The sequence below is a fragment of the Martinezella sp. CNPSo 3959 genome, from assembly GCF_057784355.1.
Genome location: NZ_JBXSOV010000017.1, coordinates 60,691 through 78,079 on the forward strand (window position 1 = coordinate 60,691; position 17,389 = coordinate 78,079).

A 17,389-nucleotide genomic window follows, 5' to 3' on the forward strand; every position below is an offset into this window, starting at 1 on the left:
GCGCTTCAAAAACTCACGGACTTGCGTGAAATTCGTCGAATGTCGCGGCCGACTGATCGCGTGCACCCTGCCTTATGAAATCATCAAGCTTGTCGGCGCTCAGCGGAGGGCTGATGCTATAGCCTTGCAGGCGGTCGCAGCCCTCCTGCTGGAGCCAGGCCGCCTGTTGCCGCGTCTCGACACCCTCTGCCGTCACCCGCATGCCCAGGCCATGTGCAAGGCCGATGACGGAGCGCACAATGGCCTGGCTTTTGCCGTCCTGCAAAAGATCCCTGATGAAATAGCGATCGATCTTGATCGTATCGAAGGGGAAATTCTTGAGATAGCTGAGCGAGGAATATTCCGTGCCGAAATCATCGAGGGAAATCTGAATGCCAAGCACGTTCAGCGTGTTCAGCGTGTCGAGATTGTTGATGGTCCGCTCCAGAAGCACGCCTTCGGTGATTTCCAGCTCCAGGCGTTCGGCTGGAAATCCGACGATATCCAGCGTTTGAGAAACACGATCGGTGAGGCCCGGCGTCAGGAACTCCGCCGGAGAAAGATTGACGGCAAGCGTATAGTGCTCCGGCCATGCCAAGGCCTCGCGGCAGGCTTCCTCCAGCATCCACTGGCCGATTTCACGCATGAGACCATCGGCTTCGGCCATGGGAATGAAAGCTGCCGGCGGAATGACCCCGAGGGTTGGGTGCCGCCAGCGTAGGAGTGCCTCGAAGCCGACCACATTGGACGGAGGCTCCACCAGCGGCTGATATTCGATGAAGAATTCATCGCGCTGCAGTGCCACGCGCAGGCTGCGCCGCAGCAGCTCTCTTTGTTCGACCACGATCAGCATGGCCGGATCGAACGTCCGCGCCCGCCGACGCCCTTCCTTCTTAGCGGCATAAAGGGCGACATCGGCAGCCTTCATCAGCTGTTCTCCCTCGTTGCCGTCGCGCGGCGCGATTGCGATCCCCACGCTGACGCCGACGAAAAGTGAGATGCCGTTGACCGTGAACGGCTTTTTGAATTCAGTCACCAGCGCGTCTGCCAACCGTTCCGCCTCCAGGGCCCGCTGCGGACCGACCTGGATGATGGCGAATTCATCGCCAGCGAGACGGTAGGCCGTTCCGCCGCGGCCGAGTGCTTTCGTAATCCTCTCGGCAGCGAGTTTCAGTACGATATCGCCGGCTCCGTGGCCAAGTGTGTCGTTGACGGGCTTGAAATCATCGAGGTCGAGCTGCATCAGCGCCGGCCCGATCTTGCCGGTAACCGGAAGCAATTGCGTCAGAGCCGCGCTGAATTGGCGGCGATTGGGCAGTCCGGTCAGGACGTCGTGCGTTGCCTGATGGATGAGCTGTGCTTTTTCATTGTCTTCGGACGATGGGCTTTCATGTGCCCCATTGGTTTCGACGATCAGAAGCCCCACTCGGATGCGGGAGGCGAGCAAGCGGCGCTTTCCCTGCGTCGGATCGTCGAACTGGATCGTGCAAGGTTCGCCTGTGTCTATGACCTTATGAATAAGCTCGGCAAGCGTCGGTTTCGCAAGCGCGGGATAGGCCTCCCACAAGGATACCCCGCTCCGGGGCGCAAGACCGATACGCTCTTTGAATCGCTTCGAGCAATCAAGCAGTTTGAAATCCAGATCCCAAAGCGAGACTGTCGCCTCTAAACCATTATCGGATTCGGACCCGTAGAGAGTTTGCTGCGACCGATCCACTCGGTTCTCGGGCATATGGCCTCGTCCTCCCCAAGCCGGCCGCGCAAAATCCGGGCATTGTATAGTTTGAACTGGTCCGCTCGCATCGGAGCACGCCAATCAATGATCGCAATCTCATCGAGCGTGCGCGCGCAAGTGATAACTTACCAGAAGGCGGCAGCCGCTTTAAGCGAATATATTACGAGATCTTCATATTTAGCAATGATTGCTAAGACATATGCAGTGTAAACGGACTGCCACGACCTCGTTTGTTTCATTTTGAATGCACTGAGATTGTATTGTCGCGGTAAAGGCATTGCAGTGGTTGTGGTGCGTATCGGATGGTCCGATTATACGATCGTTGATTCGCAGACACGAGTGCCGTTAAAGCGACCTCCGCGGTGATCGTCCCGATTTGTGCCATACGCCCGTGACGCAGATCAGGCCGCAATGCATTGATGCCCATTTGGGATGAGGCGGGGGTGGAGATTGCTTCATCAAGCGGTTTGGTGTAGGGCCTAGGCCTTCAATATTCGCGGACGATCGCCATGCTGCGGTGTTGCTCCCAGAGAATGCCAGCCTCTTATTCATAGTGATTGTCCATCAACTGCGCTCCATCATCGGGCACATATCAAAGCATCATGGTTAAACAGACAAAGCCCTTTATTATCGAAGTCAAAACCTCCCGCCGGATGAAAGCAAGATCGGCTGAATCGTCGAGATCCATCTGGGGAGAACTTGCCGCCGACCTCAAGCAGACCTTGGCTTTGCAGCAGGAGACACAAGCAGGTTCGTCCGTGGATGAGGCCCAGAATAAGGACGGTGCGGAGCGCCTGGATATCGATTCCGCGGCTCTAATGGAGCGCGATGAAGCGATAGCGCCGCAGCCCAGCTCTCAGCTTCTTGAAAAATGGCTGTCAAGGAAGGCGGAAAGGCCGAAGGCCGGCTCACAGGATGTGGTTGAGACATTCCTTGCGCGGCTTGATCAGCAAAAGATGCTGCTCGCGGAGTTTCAGTCGGACCCCGATGGTTTCAAGCGCTGGCGTTCGGCATGGTTTCGCAAGGTAGCCAACGGCTTCGGCGTCAGCATCGGCCACGATCTGATCGATGCCGGCGGTGGTCTGCGATATGTCGTCGTCGATACGCTCGAAGATATCTCTCGTTTTCTCGACGACCTCCGTCACCATGCGACAATCGACCTCGATTTTCGACGGGCGCTGGATGCCAACCGAAGACAGCGTGCCGCTCGCCTGTCCTCACGGGCAATGTGATATATTTCGCGATGCGGCAGGGAAAAGCAAAGGCCTGACGCGTGGGAGGCGGCTCGCGGCGAAATCCGGCAGGCGGCCCATGGGCTCCGGCGCTTTTCCCGAGGCGACAATGAAGCCGTAGAGCATCGTGCTGCTTCTATTATGTTTTTCACGCGCACCTTCCATCGAAGGTGGAACGAAATGCCGTTTGCGATGTTCCCCCACTGAAATTTGCTGGTGACGCTCCCTTGGGAGGACATCGTGCCTGACCTGACCGACACTATGCCAATAGACGCGGACTGGCTGGATATCGCCCTCCGTCTGCTGCTGGTCGTCGCAGCCGGAGGGCTGATCGGGATTAATCGGGAAATGGGCGGTCATGCCGCCGGGTTTCGCACGACGATCCTGGTCGGGCTCGCCGCATGCCTGTCGATGATCCAGGCCAATCTGCTTCTATCCACTCTGGGCAAGACGTCGCAATCATTCGCCTCGATGGATGTGCTGCGCTTTCCGCTCGGCGTGCTGACGGGCGTCGGCTTCATCGGCGGTGGCGCCATTCTCAAGCGGGGCGACTTGGTCACCGGCGTAACGACGGCGGCGACCTTGTGGATCATGACGGCAGTCGGCCTGTGCATCGGCGGCGGTCAAGTGATCGTGGGTTCCGCCGGGGCCATTATCGCCTTCATCGTGCTATCGCCTTTCAAACAGTTCGACAGGCTGATGCCACGCAAGCAGAAGGCGCGCCTCGTGATCGAGTTGCCTCGCGATGCAGGCGTTGCGATCGCCGATGCGCAAGCAGCGCTGGAACCGCTCGGATATGCTTTCTCCTTTATTGGCTGCAGGACAGGGCCGAGCGACGCGACAACGCATATTTCCTACGAGGCGCGATGGCGGCAGGCGGGGCCGGATGGCGGTGGTGCGCAACTGCTTGCGTCCCTTGAGGAACATTACAAGGTGGTATCCTTCGAAATGCTGACGACAGGGGCCTGACGCAAGCCCTGAGACCGGAACATTCCGGAGCGGCAAAGGTTAAGCCCTCATCGAACAGGGAGAAAACCATGACCAAAATCAGCGATAGAACAAACGCAAGGGGTTCCCCGCATCGTGGCGATCCGCGCACCGTGCAGGCACTCGACCAGGCAGCCGGTGGGTCCGGGGATATCGAGTCCGAACAGCGGGCAGGAGAAGCCTCGCCAATAGAGCAACGACCCGAAAATGGTACCGACGATGCGCGCTGCGAAGATTCGGCGACATACGATGTATTGCGCAGGCAGATGGCCGACGACATTTCCGGCAAAATTTCGGACGTAAGGGCCGCTTCCGGATCAGAAGAGGCGAGCGGAGATACGCGACCCGAAACCCCTTATGCATCGACGCCGGAGAGAACGGACGTCGAAATACGAACGGAAATCGAGAGCAGGCTGAAAGCCGATCAACTGCTCGACGAGACCAGTATCTTCGTGACCGTCAGTCACGGGCGCGTCGTTATTGAAGGATCCGTTGAAAATCACGAGGCCAAGCAGCGTGCGGAAGCGATATCCCGGCAGGCGGGCGGGATTATCGGGCACGACAGCAACCTTGCCGTCCGCAAATCGCAGCGGGCTTAAGGCTCCCAGATGAGGATGTTGTTGCTCGTCATCTTCGGCCTGATGGTCGCGTCCGTTCTGGCGATTCTCGTCATCAAGCCGTTTACGTCAAGCGACGGCCGAGATAGCGGCGCCGTTAAGAACGGCCCCATCGAGCAGCCCGAACCCAAACCCTGACGGATCATCATCATTTGCCCTGCTGTTGATTGTTCTGCTGTTGTGTGTCGCCAGGCTTGATGACGGGAGTGTTGCCGACCTGCGGCGCAGGCTTTTCCATCTTGCTGTCGCCGACTGCCGGCGGTTTCAGCACACCGTCGCAATCGGAGAGCTTACGACTGGGATTGTTCGCTGCCGGCGGTGCCTGTTCGCCTTGCGCCTGCTGGCCGTCAGTTTGCCGGTTGGTTTCTTCCGCTTTGCAGCGATCATCGTTCGATTGCTGTGCGAAGGCAAAATTCCAGGACATGGCAGCCGTTATCGTCGCAATCAACAGCGCGCGGCCGCTTTTCGTCAGGCTCCGACCATTCCGATGACGCAGTCGATCAGGCTTCGGGCGAGACGACGATGCCGGGGTCGACAATTTCTTCGGCCTCCGGGCGTTGACGATACTTGTGAGCACTTTTTACCCTCCTCAAATGTTGGAGGGGCTGCAGGTCGGATGGATAGGAAGCTCGACTGCCGTTTCGTTGGCTATGGAGAGAAAGCGGAAAAATCTCCATATTCTTCAGCACCATCGCGTCCGCTTGGCACGATCTGCAACCTCATGAGACTAACGCTGGGCTCTGCCTGTTGTTCCGCCTCGACCCAATTCCTTGGCGCTCCTCAATGGAACCATCGCCCGGTGTTTTGGTTAGGTCGATATGCAATTTTTAATAGATGGAGGCTTGCTATGACGTTCGACGAACAGAAGAGGCCCCGGGAACAGACGAAACCACTATCCGCGACTGAAGCCCGGCAGGGCGTTCGGGGAACACATTTGTTCACCGTGCTGGTGACAGCGCTGGTTCTGGCGGCAATCGTATGGGCTGGCGTGGAAATCTGGGGTCGTTACATCGAACCAGGAGCACCTCAGAGTTCGTCACCGACGATCAGCTCCTCCAGCGGACAGCCGCAGGCGGGCACGGTAGACAACACGCCGCCAGCCGGTCAAACGGCCCAGCCAGCTCCGACCGATCGCACGGAAAATAATCAGCAGGGCACGAAGAGCACGCCGGCCCAGCCGAACCGTGACGGAACGCAGAATTAGGGGCGGCTTTTGAATTGCGGATGAAATCGCAGGATCAATGAGTCCGTCGCCAGGTGAGCTCCTGGCGCATCTGCCTGTTGGCCTTATCCAGCAAAAAAGAGGATGTCTATTATCCGGCGCGCCGGGCGCCGGATTGCGTTTTTTGCTCGGGTTCCTGATCGCCGTCATCAGGCTGATGCTTCGCGGGGGCTTTTCTGAATCTTGCGAGTATTTCCTCGCCATCTGCCGATGCGCGCGTCCTCTCCATGATCTCGCGTTCCTTCGCTGCCTGCTCCCAATGATGCTGGCTGCAGCCCCAAGGACGTCCCGCTGCTTCCCAAATCGCATAGGCCCGTCTGCTGATCCACTCGAACCGTTCATCCGCCATCTTTTCCTCCTTCGTAGATCCTCCGAACAACTGGGGCGAGCAATGGTTCCCCTGGGGGGAACAATAGTGATTCTGATGTGTTCCACCTTAGATTCAGAGGTTCACAGGCTCATGAATCAGCGATGATAAAAGGAGGATCGAATGACTTTGACATTGATCAGCAAGGCCTTTGCTGAGGGTACGCCCATACCGCGCAAATATGCCCTGGAAGGGGAAAATATATTCCCGCCTCTTGCCTGGGGCGGCGCGCCGGAGAAAACCCAAAGTTTCGCGCTGATCGTCGAGGATCCGGATGCGCCCAGCGGAACATTCCGTCACTGCGGCATCGCCAATATCCCTGCGCAATGGAGCGCCCTCATTGAAAGCGTAGACACGATGCAGGAGCAGGCGCTGCGTTTCTACAAGAATGATTTCGGCAATGCCCGCTACGATGGTCCGCGGCCCCCGGCGGGCGACCCACCCCATCGGTATATTTTCCGGCTTGCCGCCCTCGATGTACCGAGGGTGACCCTTCCCGAGGCCGCCGGCGCGGAAGCCATGTGGCAGAAGGTGAAGAAACACACGCTTGCAGAAGCAAGCCTTACCGGCAGCTACCAAGCGTAAGTCCCGCCTTGCAAGGGGACACGATCGGCGGCGGCAAATTTCAACCTAAGGAGATGTCATCATGCCAGCAAAGTCGAAATCACAGCAGATGGCTGCCGGTGCGGCGCTCGCCGCCAAACGCGGCGAAAGAAAGAAGAGCGAACTGAAGGGTGCGTCGAAGAGCATGGTCGACTCCATGAGCGAGAAGGAGCTTCACGACATGGCCTCTACCAAGCAAAAGGGAAAGCCGGAGCACGCGTCCAAATCGTAAGGTTGGGCCGTTCAGGCCAGTTCTATCGTTTCCACCGCCAGTCGAGAACTTCCGGCATATCCTCGCCGTGACGCCGGACGTAGTCGTGATGCCTGACGAGCTTTGCCTTCAGGCCATCCACGACCTCCGGTACTTTTTCCGACAGGCCAGGGATACGGTTGATCGCCTCCAAGGCGAGGTGATAGCGATCCAGCTCGTTCAGCACAGTCATATCGAATGGTGTGGTCGTCGTGCCCTCCTCGATAAAGCCGCGAACATGGATGTTGTCGTGGTTGCTCCGACGATAGGTCAGGCGATGAATCAGGTAGGGATAGCCGTGATAGGCTAAGATCACCGGCTTGTCGGTCGTGAAGATCTGATCGAATACCTCATGATCAAGGCCGTGCGGATGCTGTTGCGGGTCCTGCAGGGCCAGAAGATCGACCACGTTGACCGTGCGGATCTTGAGATCGGGGATCGCCTCGTGCAGTAGCATGACGGCGGCGAGCGTTTCCATGGTCGGGACATCGCCTGCGCAGGCCATCACGACGTCGGGGGCGATCGTGTTGTCTTCGTAACTCGCCCAATCCCAGATACCGACGCCGGCCTTACAATGGGCGGCCGCCTCGTCGATGTTGAGCCACTGCGATTCCGGTTGCTTGCCGGCAACGACGACGTTGATCCGGTCGTAGGTCCTGAGGCAGTGATCGCAGACCCACAGCAGCGTATTGGCGTCCGGCGGCAGATAGATGCGCACGATGTCGGCCTTCTTGTTGGCGACGAGATCGACAAAGCCGGGGTCCTGATGGGAAAAGCCGTTATGATCCTGCCGCCAGACATGCGACGTCAAAAGATAGTTCAGCGATGAGATCGGCTTGCGCCACGGCAATTCGCGCGAAACTTTCAGCCATTTGGCGTGCTGGTTGAACATGGAATCAACGATGTGGATGAAAGCCTCGTAACATGAGAACAACCCGTGCCGGCCGGTAAGCAGATAGCCTTCCAGCCAGCCCTGGCATAGATGTTCGCTGAGCACTTCCATCACCCGTCCGTCGCGCGAAAGATGGACGTCGTAATCTTCGATCTCCTCCATCCAGACCCGGTTTGTGGCTTCAAAGACGCTGCCGAGCCGGTTCGATTCCGTCTCGTCGGGACCGAAGATGCGGAAATTCTGCTTGGCCTCATTGAGCTTCAGCATGTCGCGGAGATAGTGACCGAGGATTTCGGTGGACTGCACCTGCTTGCTGCCGCGCTCGCCGATCTCAATGGCATAGTCCTCGATGGAGGGAGCCAGAAGCTCCCGGCGCAGCAGGCCGCCATTGGCGTGGGGATTGGCGCCCATGCGCCTTTCGCCGCGCGGCGCCAGCGCCTGCAGCTCGACCTTCAGTCGCCCTTCGTGATCGAAGAGATCGTCCGGATCATAGCTGCGCATCCAGTCTTCCAGGATCTTTCGATGACCCTCGTCGCCTCGACAATTGGCGACCGGCACCTGATGCGCGCGCCAGAAGCCTTCGACCTTCTTGCCATCGACTTGCTTGGGGCCGGTCCAGCCTTTCGGGCTTCGTAACACGATCATGGGCCAGCGCGGCACCCCTTCGGACGAGATCTTTTCGCGTGCGTTTTTCTGTATGTCGCGGATGCGGTCGAAGACGCGGTCGAATGCGTCGGCCATGGCCTGATGCATGGCGCCGGGCTCATGGCCTTCGACAAAGAAGGGTTCATAGCCATAGCCCCAGAACAGCTTGCGTAGATCGTCATCGCTTGCCCGGCCGAGGATCGTCGGATTGGCGATCTTGTAGCCGTTGAGATGGAGGATGGGCAGGACTGCGCCGTCGCGCGCTGGATTGAGGAACTTGTTGGAATGCCAGCTTGCCGCCAGAGGTCCGGTTTCGGCCTCGCCATCGCCGACCACGCAGGCAACGATCAGATCGGGATTGTCAAAAGCGGCGCCATAGGCATGCACCAGCGCATAGCCGAGCTCGCCGCCCTCATGGATGGAGCCGGGCGTCTCCGGTGCGGCGTGGCTCGGAATGCCGCCGGGGAAGGAAAACTGCTTGAACAGCCTTTGCATTCCCTCCGTCGTCCCGGAAATGTCCGGATAGATTTCGCTGTAAGTGCCCTCGAGGTAGGTATTGGCGACCATGCCGGGGCCGCCATGTCCGGGGCCGCATATGTAGATGACGTCGACATCGCGCGCCTTGATGATGCGGTTAAGGTGGGCATAGATGAAATTCAATCCGGGCGTTGTGCCCCAATGGCCGAGCAGTCTCGGCTTGATATGCTCAGGCTTGAGCGGTTCGCGCAGCAGCGGATTGTCCATCAGATAGATCTGACCGACCGACAGATAATTGGCCGCTTTCCAGTAACGGTCGATCAGGGAGAGTTCTTGGGGCGAAAGCGGTGTGGCAACGGCATTCATCTGCGTCTCCTCGTTTTCGTCACGCGATCAGGGCAACGGCCTCTTCAGCGATCACACGTTCCTCGTCGGTCGGGATCACGAACAGCTTCACGCGGCTGGATGCCGCGTTGATCGAGGTCAAATTGCTGCTGTTTGCATTTTCATCAATCTCGATACCCAACCACTGCAACCTTTGTGCGACGCGCGTCCTGATCTGCGGCTGGTTCTCGCCGATGCCGGCGGTGAAGACGATGGCGTCGAGGCCTTGGATCGTTGTGCATAGCCGCCCGATCTCGCCTGATATGCGCAGGCAGAAAAGATCTATGGCCTCGGCCGCTTCCAAGCTCTCATCATCGAGCAGAGCCCGTGTATCGCCGCTGATGCCCGAGACGCCGAGCAGGCCGCATTGATGGTAGAGGAAATCCTCGATCCGCTCGGGTTGAGGCATTCCCGTCCTCATGAGGTAGAGCAGGGCGCCTGGATCCAGCCAGCCCGGACGCGTTGCCATGGGGATGCCGTCGAGCGCTGAGAAACCCATGCTCGTATCGCGGCTGATGCCGTTTTCCATCGCGCACAGGCTGGCGCCGCTGCCGAGATGGCAGGCGACGACCTTGCCCTTCGCTGCTCCCGGATCGATCTCTCGAAGCTTCGCGGCGATATATTTGTAGGAGAGCCCGTGAAAGCCGTAGCGGCGCACTCCGTCGTCATGCATGGCGCGCGGTATCGCCAGCCGTCGCACGACGTCGGCTTGCGACGAATGAAAGGCCGTGTCGAAGGAGGTGGTCTGAAGAACATCCGGACGCAGCGTTTTCACCGACCGAATGGCACGCAGGGCCTGAGGCTGGTGCAGGGGCGCTAGGGGTACTAGCTTCTCGATCCGCTCGATCGCAGCGTCATCCAAGAGGATAGCCTCTTGAAACATCATGCCGCCGTGGACGACACGATGGGCAACCGCCCGGAGCCTGCCGGGAAGGTGGGCCAGCAAATGATCCAGCGTTTCGGATATGACGGAGACGAACTGCCCGCTATTATCGCCCCGGATCGCCTTCTCGTATCGATCCTGACCTATGGAATAGCGGAGCATCAGCGGGCTCTGATCGAAATCGATCTTGCCGCGGCCGACATTCCTTGGCCCATCGGTCGCCAGCTCGAAGACCCCGATTTTCAAGGTCGAGGAGCCGGCATTGAATGTCAGCAAGACATCGTCGGGCATGTCAGCCTCAAATGAAGAGTATCGACTACCGTAAGTTAGCGCGCTCCAGCCCGGAGGCAACCGGGCATAGGGCCGCATGCCATCCTTATCGACATGGCTCCGCGGCGCGGTACTTCCGTCGCCGCCCGTTCAGAAGGTCCGCCGGCTTCCGCGCGGCGTCAGACCTCCATCACATCTTCGAATGCTTCGGGGAAGCTTTCGCGCGCCACTTTCTCGTTGATGATGAGCATGGCTTCATAGGAGAGCGGATCGAAATCCTTGTCTGCGGGCAGCACCTCGCGCTCGAAGAGCAGGTTAAGCCGTGCAGCGTCGAGATTGCCGCGCTCGAAAGGTTCTGCTCCGAAATAGTGCCAGAGCGCATGCAGGAATGCGGCGTCGATCCGATGTTCCTGCGTTCCCGGCCGCGCGCGGCGTGGCAGTTTCTTGATCGGCGTCACGCCCTTGGGATTTGCGCGGCGAATGGTGAATTGCACGCCCGTACCCGGCATGCCGGAAGGAAAGCCGCGATGTTTCGTCATGTCGGGAAGCTTGCCCATGGCTGCTGCTCCTCTCCTGTTAAGCAATCGGGTATTGCCTTTTCCGATGTCAGGCAAGCCGATGCGGTGGAGAAGGCCGTGTGGGCATCTACTCTGTCGTGATTTCCCTCCGCCAGTCAATTGCGGGGCGAGGCTTTCGTTATGCCGAAGGGGCGCCATTTGCTTCGACCACCCAAGGTAAAGATTACCGCTCGCGAGTAAGGGGCGCCACTTGTGGAGAAGAGTCATGCACCGAAAAGTTCGGTTCCACGTCAACCAAATGATACATCAGCGCGGCGAGCGCGACAAAAAAGACAGTGCCTAGAATGAAACGAAGGAATGTCGGCCACAGGTAAACCATGATGATCGGTGCCAGACGCGCCAACATGAAAAGCCAATCGATAAGCGTGGGCGACTTCTGTTTGTACATGATGTTTCCCTTGAGAGGCTGCCGATGTCGCTCGTCAACTATCTCCGTTCGCTCGGAAGCCCATGCCTGCTGAGGGTTCCTTTCCTGTCGACAGCGGCAACCGCATCAACAAAAAGGGCGATTGATTGCTGTCAGTGTCGGAAGACAACATGAACATCGTGCAGATTTCGTGGAGACGGAATGCAGGCTTGGTGGATCGATTCTGGATGGTCGTCAGCTCTGGTATTCGCTTTACTTTTACGTAAGCGTCATTAAGCTCTCCAATTGATATGCTATTCGCGGAGGGGGAAACGAATGAGCAGTCATGCTGATGTGGTGATCGTTGGAACAGGCTTGTCAGGCCTTGTTGCGGCTTGTGAGCTGCTAGAGCGCGGGAAACGGGTGATCCTTATCGATCAGGAGCCTCGGGCAAGTCTCGGCGGACAGGCCTTCTGGTCGCTTGGCGGGCTGTTCATGATCGATACGCCGGAACAACGGCGGATGCGGATTCGCGATAGTCTCGATCTCGTCCGCCAGGATTGGTTGGGCGCTGCAGCCTTCGACCGACCGGAGGACTTCTGGCCTCGTGCCTGGGCGGAGGCCTACCTCAATTTCGCCGCCGGCGAGATGCGCAGCTGGCTGCATGGGCTCGGCATGCGCTGGTTTCCCGTTGTCGGCTGGGCGGAGCGCGGCGGTGGCCTTGCCGACGGGCACGGCAATTCCGTGCCGCGCTTCCATGTCACCTGGGGCACGGGTCCTGGCGTACTCGATCCTTTCGTGAAGCGAGTGCTGGCGGCGGAGAAGGACGGCAAGATCGAGCTCTTGTTCCGGCGCCGCGTGACACGATTGGTCGGTGATGAAGACGGCATTTTCGGCGTGGAGGGCGAGATCCTGGCGGAGGACAACATCCGCCGCGGTCAGCAATCGAACCGTGATGTTGTCGGCGACTTCCGCATCGAGGGCGCCGTGATCGTGGCGAGCGGCGGCATCGGCGGCAATTCGGAGTTGGTTCGCCGCGCATGGCCGATCGACCGTCTCGGCTCACCTCCTGAACGGATGCTGAGCGGCGTGCCCCATCATGTGGACGGTCTGATGATCGGTCATGCAGAGGCGGCCGGTGCGCGGCCGATCAACGGCGACCGTATGTGGCACTATACCGAAGGTATTGCCAATTGGGACCCGATCTGGCCCAACCACGGCATTCGCATCCTGCCGGGGCCGTCCTCGCTCTGGTTCGACGCAGACGGCAATCGCATGCCGGCACCTTGCCTGCCAGGTTTCGACAGCCTTTCGACGCTGCAGCACATCTGCAAGCTCGGTCATAGCTACAGCTGGTTCGTGACTACGCAGAAAATCGTCAAGAAGGAGTTTGCCCTTTCAGGCTCCGAGCAGAACCCGGATCTTACCGGACGCGATATCGGGCTTCTTCTGCGCAGCCGCCTTGGGCGATCGGCTCCTCCGCCGGTGGAGGCCTTCAAGGCGAAGGGCAGGGATTTTGTCGTTGCCGAAACGCTGGAAGAGCTTGTGGCCGGCATGAATCGTATCGGCGATCGTCCGCTCGATCTTGCCCATCTGCGCAGGCAGATCGAAGCCCGCGACCGTGAATTGGATAACCCCTTTGCCAAGGATGCCCAGATCGTCGCCTTGCGACAGGCGCGCGGCTATCTCGGCGATCGCTTCATGCGCACGGCCCCTCCGCATCGCATATTGGATGCGAAGGCAGGTCCATTGATCGCCGTGCGCCTCCATATTCTGACGCGGAAGTCTCTTGGCGGTCTCGAAACCGATCTGAATAGCCAGGCGCTCGGGCGGAGCGGTGCACTCATCCCGGGATTGTATGCCTGCGGCGAGGCTGCAGGCTTCGGCGGCGGCGGATATCACGGCTACAATGCGTTGGAGGGCACATTCTTGGGAGGATGCATCTTTTCCGGCCGCAATGCGGGGCGGGCGGCATAAGCCGGTCGAAATGGGCGCGGTTTTAGGGGAGGGTGTCCGACGACACTGCGAGGGCATGCAATCTCGCCGGACGCTGCGGTAGTCGGCTCGGGGGTGGCATCCAAGCCGATAGTGAATATCATATCAGCTACCAGAGGTTTATTTAACCTGCCCGAATGGATGGCTGGAGCCTTCGGCGGGCGGGAAGGGTCCGGCAACTGATGCTGCAGCGGCTGGATCATTCGTGCCTCGTATTCGCTCGCGTAGCCTCATGGCCGGCCTATTTTCGCCGGTGGCGCGTCCGCAGAAGGTATAGAAGCATCCTGGCCCGTTCGAAATAGCCGGCTGGCGAAGGCGCGTTACTGTGACCACACGATGGAGCCTGACGAGCCTCGCCGCCGGAAGCAGTCGGTACGGCATCGCCGGCAATCTTATATCCTGCAGGATCCTGTCGTTCGGACGTGAGATGACGCATGTTGGCAAACGCCCCGGGATATGGCGTGGCCATCTCGTCTGGCCGGATGGTATGGCTTTTGAGAATAGGGAAAGCCCACCCCGTGAGTGCCAAAGCGCCGATAAAAATAGGAACGGGAAAAGCATAGCGGAGCAACATTGGGGAATCCAGATTGTTGCCAAGCCACTAGAAGCCGAAGATTGCGTCGGCATTACAAATGCTCGACCGGACCGAGCTACACGGGCAAGGGGATAGCAACTCACTCATCCCGAAGCAATCGGTTGCGATCCGGGATCAGCCTCTACGCGATGTGGGCCAGGCATCAGGCGGTGTCATTCTTGCCGAACCAGAAGTCGAGCTCGCGTATGCGGCGTTTGTCATAGGGCTGATCCGGCGATTTGATCTGCCAGTTGTCGTCATTGGCAAGACCGGTCCACTTGGGCGCACCGCCCTGCTTTTGGACGGATTGCCGCCAACGATACTGGGCATAGATTTCCATGATCTTGCCGGCATATTGGCTGGCAAGATCGCCGTTGCCGGTGATGATTACCAGGTTCTCGTCGTTCACGCCGCTCGCCTTCGGACCCATATTGTGGGAGCCGGTCATGACGATGGGATTGGGACCATATGGATCGACGATGACCACCTTGCTGTGGACCATGGCATGTGCCGTCGGCAGCTTCAGAACTTCCTTCTGCCAATAGGCAAAACGGCCGGGGATAGCGGCGGGCAGCACGACGTCCGCATTGGCATCGATCCGTTCGCCTCTGTTGAACAGCACGACCGGGTTCTTTGCTGTGCCCGGATTCTGGTTGACCACACCCTGAATGTAGAGATCGGGCTTGAACGAAGGGCTCGAGGGAGAGGCAAGCTCGATGATGTCGTTGAGAAGCGTGCCGCGAGGACCTGGATTGAACATGGCAAACAGGATGCCCTGCTGGGCACTGCGGATCAGCTCGCTTGCCTGTTCGAGATCAAGCCCTTCGCGCATGGGCGTGAACCAGACCGTCGTATTCTTGGCTTTCGGCGTTGTTCTGGGCTCGGCATTGCTTTGATAGAGGGCGGGCGGCGAATCATTGCCGTCGGCGGCAAGTGTCTTCCACTGGTCGAGATAGAATTGCGCGACGGCCGGGTTATCGATCAGAAGCGCATTGTTGGCCTGCGTGCAAAGGCCGGTCATCGTCCAGTTCGTGCTGCCGGTCCATACGGCCTGCGGCGATTTATCGGCGCCGCAGATGACCAGGAATTTATTGTGCGCCAGCGCCCGCGGCGCGCTCATGCGATCCCTGACATCGCAGGAAGACAGGTCGGACCGAGCGTCCTCGTTTTCGTCCTCGCCCTTTTTCTTGACGCTGCCATTGCCCAGCACGATATGGGCGCGTTTCTTGAACCCCTGCAGCAGCGGAATGAGCTCAGGATCGTCCAACTCGAACAGGGCGGCATAGATATGGCCGCCATTCGACCTGATATCATTGAGGAGCGAGACCAGCTTGTCGCGGATCGGCCCTGCAAGGAATTGACGGATTGGGTCTTCCGGGTTGGCAATTGCCTTCTTGAGTTTGGTGGTGGGGGCCTCTTCGGGCAATAGGCGGGCAAGCCATTGGCTGGCGACGATGCCTCGGTTGAAATAGCAGCTGACACGGCCGCTGGTTTCGGCCCCGATCTGCACGGCATCGCTCCAGTCCGATACGTGATCGGCCGATTCCTGCAATGCCGTCTCGGGTCCGATCATGGCGGACACCCGGTAGGCGACGACATCGCCCGGATTGACCGCGAAATCGGACCAGAGATATTTCTGGATCGGCCATTCCGTCGTCGGCTTGCGCGTGCCTTCCTCCACGGCCGGCCCGTCGGCAAAGCCGACCCAGCTTGCGACGATCTCCTCATGAAAGCCATCGGCATCGACATCGGAGACCGTATTCGGGCTTTGCGGGCTTCCGGCCGCCCGCTTGATCTTCCGCCGCAGGGCAAAGCCACGGCACTGGTCGATGAAATCGCTGCGCCAGGCGATAAGAGCACTATCGACACCGGGATGCACGATCAGATTTATGTTCATTATCCCTCTCCCTGGATGGTTGCTTCTGTTCGTCTCACTGCGGCGTAGCGGATTTGCGCCGATACCTGACCGCGAAGCCTTAATCGGGCGCGTCTGGTGGTCTGGCCAGTTGAGTGGCTCTATTCTACTTTGCGTCACGGCCGTGACGATCTCATGAATTGCTCTGGGCATCTTAAGGACGGCGCAATGCCATCCTGATTTAGCAGTCTTTGGAACAGCTGTGAAATTCGTGATCCATAGTCGCCTATGAAAATTCCGCTCGAAGTCGAAATGTGATCTTGCGTCTCGAAGCAAGTGGGGCAAGACTTCTGGGACCCCCTTGCGTCGGTGCGGAGCGGCGCGAAAAATTTCGGCAGACTGTATGAAAGCACCCAAAAGAATCGGCATTCTGGACGTCGCCCGGTTGGCCGGCGTGTCGGCTACGACCGTATCGCGTGTCCTGAATGGTCAGGTCGACAGTCGCATCCGCCTGGAGACGCAGGATCGTGTCAGGGAGGCGGCGAGCAGCCTCGGCTACGTTGTCAACCGTCTCGCAACATCGCTCAGAACACATAGGACCGGTGTGTTCGGAGCGATCGTCAACAGCCTGTCGGGTCATTATCAACCGCATTTGACAAGCCGTCTTCAGGCTGTGGCGCAGCGTCGGGGCGTGGAACTGCTGGTCGCGCAAGCCAAGACGGAGGCCGGCGAAATCGCCGGCCAGCTGCGCTTGTTTCAACAGGATTTCTTCGATGGCGTCATTATGGTGAGCGACCTTCCGGGCCAGCAGGCGCTCTGCGATCACCTTGATCTCATAGGTAAGGCGCATGTGACGCTCGGTGCGGGGCTGACGGGTCCGCTTCCTGCGGTTCTAACCGATGATCGGCTTGGCATTAGACTGCTGCTTGATCACCTTGTGGAGCTCGGCCACCGCCGCATTTCCTTCGTCTATCGCGTCAGCCGCAGCGCGCTTCGCGATCGGATGTCGATTTTCCAGGATGCGATTGCCGCCAGTGCTGGCTTGATCGCCGGTGATGTCATCTCCTTTGAGAAGGGCGAGCACGACCGCACGCTTCTTGCCAATCTCCTGGCATCGTCGGAACGCCCGACGGCTCTGATCTGCGGCAGTGACGGGCTTGCCATCGAGGTTGTCGCCTTCGTGCGCGATCTCGGCCTGCAGATCCCCGCAGATATCTCCGTCGTCGGCTATGACAACGTGCCCGACACCGCCTATTGGGCTCCACCGCTGACGACGGTCGCGCAGCCGACGGATGCGCTATGCGAAGCCTCGCTCGATCTTCTGGTTGAGCTTTCAAACCTTCCGATGGACGCACGCGTTGCAAAGCGTCCCATACGGTTCGTTACCCCCGAACTTGTCATACGTGCGTCATCGAGCTCGCCTAGCTTGCGGCCACTTTCCCTTGCGTAAAAGAAAAGACGATCTTGAACGCAAGTGGTCGTATTTCATATGCGCAAA

At 59.0% G+C, this 17,389-nt stretch carries 17 protein-coding genes; 9 read left to right on the forward strand and 8 right to left on the reverse strand.

Annotated elements, in window-relative coordinates:
* Positions 1 to 13: 13 nt before the first annotated feature.
* Positions 14 to 1,711, reverse strand: a complete 1,698-nt coding sequence (locus tag AC13RE_RS25660; RefSeq protein WP_488565025.1) for a putative bifunctional diguanylate cyclase/phosphodiesterase — start codon at positions 1,709 to 1,711, stop codon at positions 14 to 16.
* A gap of 560 nt (positions 1,712 to 2,271) precedes the next feature.
* Here AC13RE_RS25660 and AC13RE_RS25665 point away from each other — a divergent pair.
* From AC13RE_RS25665 to AC13RE_RS25680, 4 genes are all read left to right on the forward strand, one after another.
* Complete coding sequence (locus AC13RE_RS25665; RefSeq protein WP_488565026.1) at positions 2,272 to 2,946, forward strand: hypothetical protein; 675 nt, start codon at positions 2,272 to 2,274, stop codon at positions 2,944 to 2,946.
* Between the two features lie 240 nt (positions 2,947 to 3,186).
* On the forward strand, positions 3,187 to 3,915 hold the full coding sequence (locus AC13RE_RS25670; protein WP_132720383.1) for an MgtC/SapB family protein: 729 nt from the start codon (positions 3,187 to 3,189) through the stop codon (positions 3,913 to 3,915).
* 68 nt (positions 3,916 to 3,983) lie between these two features.
* Positions 3,984 to 4,532 carry a BON domain-containing protein gene (locus tag AC13RE_RS25675; protein WP_488565027.1) on the forward strand — a complete coding sequence of 183 codons (549 nt, stop codon included), beginning with the start codon at positions 3,984 to 3,986 and terminating at the stop codon, positions 4,530 to 4,532.
* A gap of 9 nt (positions 4,533 to 4,541) precedes the next feature.
* Positions 4,542 to 4,688: a hypothetical protein gene (locus AC13RE_RS25680; RefSeq protein ID WP_165915298.1), complete on the forward strand. Its 147-nt coding sequence runs from the start codon at positions 4,542 to 4,544 to the stop codon at positions 4,686 to 4,688.
* A 10-nt stretch (positions 4,689 to 4,698) separates the two neighbouring features.
* On the opposite strand, the gene AC13RE_RS25685 is transcribed toward AC13RE_RS25680, so the two are convergent.
* Entirely contained in the window at positions 4,699 to 5,127 is a 429-nt protein-coding gene (locus tag AC13RE_RS25685; RefSeq protein ID WP_488565028.1) for a hypothetical protein, read from the reverse strand.
* Positions 5,128 to 5,397: 270 nt separating this feature from the next.
* On the opposite strand from AC13RE_RS25685, the gene AC13RE_RS25690 reads away from it, so the two are divergent.
* Positions 5,398 to 5,754: a hypothetical protein gene (locus AC13RE_RS25690; RefSeq protein WP_488565029.1), complete on the forward strand. Its 357-nt coding sequence runs from the start codon at positions 5,398 to 5,400 to the stop codon at positions 5,752 to 5,754.
* A 109-nt stretch (positions 5,755 to 5,863) separates the two neighbouring features.
* Here AC13RE_RS25690 and AC13RE_RS25695 read toward each other — a convergent pair whose 3' ends face one another.
* The gene (locus tag AC13RE_RS25695) at positions 5,864 to 6,121 is read right to left on the reverse strand and encodes a DUF2934 domain-containing protein (protein WP_488565030.1); all 258 of its coding nucleotides are present in this window, start codon (positions 6,119 to 6,121) and stop codon (positions 5,864 to 5,866) included.
* Positions 6,122 to 6,262: 141 nt separating this feature from the next.
* Here AC13RE_RS25695 and AC13RE_RS25700 point away from each other — a divergent pair, with 141 nt between their 5' ends.
* Complete coding sequence (locus AC13RE_RS25700) at positions 6,263 to 6,724, forward strand: YbhB/YbcL family Raf kinase inhibitor-like protein (RefSeq protein ID WP_132720387.1); 462 nt, start codon at positions 6,263 to 6,265, stop codon at positions 6,722 to 6,724.
* 61 nt (positions 6,725 to 6,785) lie between these two features.
* On the forward strand, positions 6,786 to 6,974 hold the full coding sequence (locus AC13RE_RS25705; protein WP_488482092.1) for a DUF3008 family protein: 189 nt from the start codon (positions 6,786 to 6,788) through the stop codon (positions 6,972 to 6,974).
* 22 nt (positions 6,975 to 6,996) lie between these two features.
* On the opposite strand, the gene AC13RE_RS25710 is transcribed toward AC13RE_RS25705, so the two are convergent.
* The 4 genes from AC13RE_RS25710 to AC13RE_RS25725 all read right to left on the reverse strand — a co-directional run bounded on the left by AC13RE_RS25710 (position 6,997) and on the right by AC13RE_RS25725 (position 11,509).
* Positions 6,997 to 9,372 (reverse strand): phosphoketolase family protein, encoded by a 2,376-nt coding sequence (locus tag AC13RE_RS25710; RefSeq protein ID WP_488565031.1) that lies wholly within the window; start codon positions 9,370 to 9,372, stop codon positions 6,997 to 6,999.
* A gap of 19 nt (positions 9,373 to 9,391) precedes the next feature.
* Positions 9,392 to 10,564 (reverse strand): acetate/propionate family kinase, encoded by a 1,173-nt coding sequence (locus AC13RE_RS25715; RefSeq protein WP_488565032.1) that lies wholly within the window; start codon positions 10,562 to 10,564, stop codon positions 9,392 to 9,394.
* A gap of 158 nt (positions 10,565 to 10,722) precedes the next feature.
* Complete coding sequence (locus AC13RE_RS25720; RefSeq protein ID WP_047631528.1) at positions 10,723 to 11,100, reverse strand: hypothetical protein; 378 nt, start codon at positions 11,098 to 11,100, stop codon at positions 10,723 to 10,725.
* Between the two features lie 184 nt (positions 11,101 to 11,284).
* The gene (locus AC13RE_RS25725; RefSeq protein WP_015343778.1) at positions 11,285 to 11,509 is read right to left on the reverse strand and encodes a hypothetical protein; all 225 of its coding nucleotides are present in this window, start codon (positions 11,507 to 11,509) and stop codon (positions 11,285 to 11,287) included.
* Between the two features lie 294 nt (positions 11,510 to 11,803).
* On the opposite strand from AC13RE_RS25725, the gene AC13RE_RS25730 reads away from it, so the two are divergent.
* Entirely contained in the window at positions 11,804 to 13,444 is a 1,641-nt protein-coding gene (locus AC13RE_RS25730; protein WP_488565033.1) for an FAD-binding dehydrogenase, read from the forward strand.
* A gap of 755 nt (positions 13,445 to 14,199) precedes the next feature.
* Here the strand turns inward: AC13RE_RS25730 and AC13RE_RS25735 are convergent.
* Positions 14,200 to 15,933: a phospholipase D-like domain-containing protein gene (locus tag AC13RE_RS25735; protein ID WP_488565034.1), complete on the reverse strand. Its 1,734-nt coding sequence runs from the start codon at positions 15,931 to 15,933 to the stop codon at positions 14,200 to 14,202.
* A gap of 361 nt (positions 15,934 to 16,294) precedes the next feature.
* Here AC13RE_RS25735 and AC13RE_RS25740 point away from each other — a divergent pair, with 361 nt between their 5' ends.
* The gene (locus AC13RE_RS25740) at positions 16,295 to 17,341 is read left to right on the forward strand and encodes a LacI family DNA-binding transcriptional regulator (protein WP_488565035.1); all 1,047 of its coding nucleotides are present in this window, start codon (positions 16,295 to 16,297) and stop codon (positions 17,339 to 17,341) included.
* Positions 17,342 to 17,389: the final 48 nt, after the last annotated feature.

Bases quoted from the DNA above. Each gene is read 5' to 3' on its own strand.
- AC13RE_RS25660 (WP_488565025.1), bottom strand. From the start codon at position 1,711: ATGCCCGAGAACCGAGTGGATCGGTCGCAGCAAACTCTCTACGGGTCC.
- AC13RE_RS25675 (WP_488565027.1), top strand. From the start codon at position 3,984: ATGACCAAAATCAGCGATAGAACAAACGCAAGGGGTTCCCCGCATCGT.
- AC13RE_RS25680 (WP_165915298.1), top strand. From the start codon at position 4,542: ATGAGGATGTTGTTGCTCGTCATCTTCGGCCTGATGGTCGCGTCCGTT.
- AC13RE_RS25690 (WP_488565029.1), top strand. From the start codon at position 5,398: ATGACGTTCGACGAACAGAAGAGGCCCCGGGAACAGACGAAACCACTA.
- AC13RE_RS25695 (WP_488565030.1), bottom strand. From the start codon at position 6,121: ATGGCGGATGAACGGTTCGAGTGGATCAGCAGACGGGCCTATGCGATT.
- AC13RE_RS25700 (WP_132720387.1), top strand. From the start codon at position 6,263: ATGACTTTGACATTGATCAGCAAGGCCTTTGCTGAGGGTACGCCCATA.
- AC13RE_RS25705 (WP_488482092.1), top strand. From the start codon at position 6,786: ATGCCAGCAAAGTCGAAATCACAGCAGATGGCTGCCGGTGCGGCGCTC.
- AC13RE_RS25710 (WP_488565031.1), bottom strand. From the start codon at position 9,372: ATGAATGCCGTTGCCACACCGCTTTCGCCCCAAGAACTCTCCCTGATC.
- AC13RE_RS25715 (WP_488565032.1), bottom strand. From the start codon at position 10,564: ATGCCCGACGATGTCTTGCTGACATTCAATGCCGGCTCCTCGACCTTG.
- AC13RE_RS25720 (WP_047631528.1), bottom strand. From the start codon at position 11,100: ATGGGCAAGCTTCCCGACATGACGAAACATCGCGGCTTTCCTTCCGGC.
- AC13RE_RS25725 (WP_015343778.1), bottom strand. From the start codon at position 11,509: ATGTACAAACAGAAGTCGCCCACGCTTATCGATTGGCTTTTCATGTTG.
- AC13RE_RS25730 (WP_488565033.1), top strand. From the start codon at position 11,804: ATGAGCAGTCATGCTGATGTGGTGATCGTTGGAACAGGCTTGTCAGGC.
- AC13RE_RS25735 (WP_488565034.1), bottom strand. From the start codon at position 15,933: ATGAACATAAATCTGATCGTGCATCCCGGTGTCGATAGTGCTCTTATC.
- AC13RE_RS25740 (WP_488565035.1), top strand. From the start codon at position 16,295: ATGAAAGCACCCAAAAGAATCGGCATTCTGGACGTCGCCCGGTTGGCC.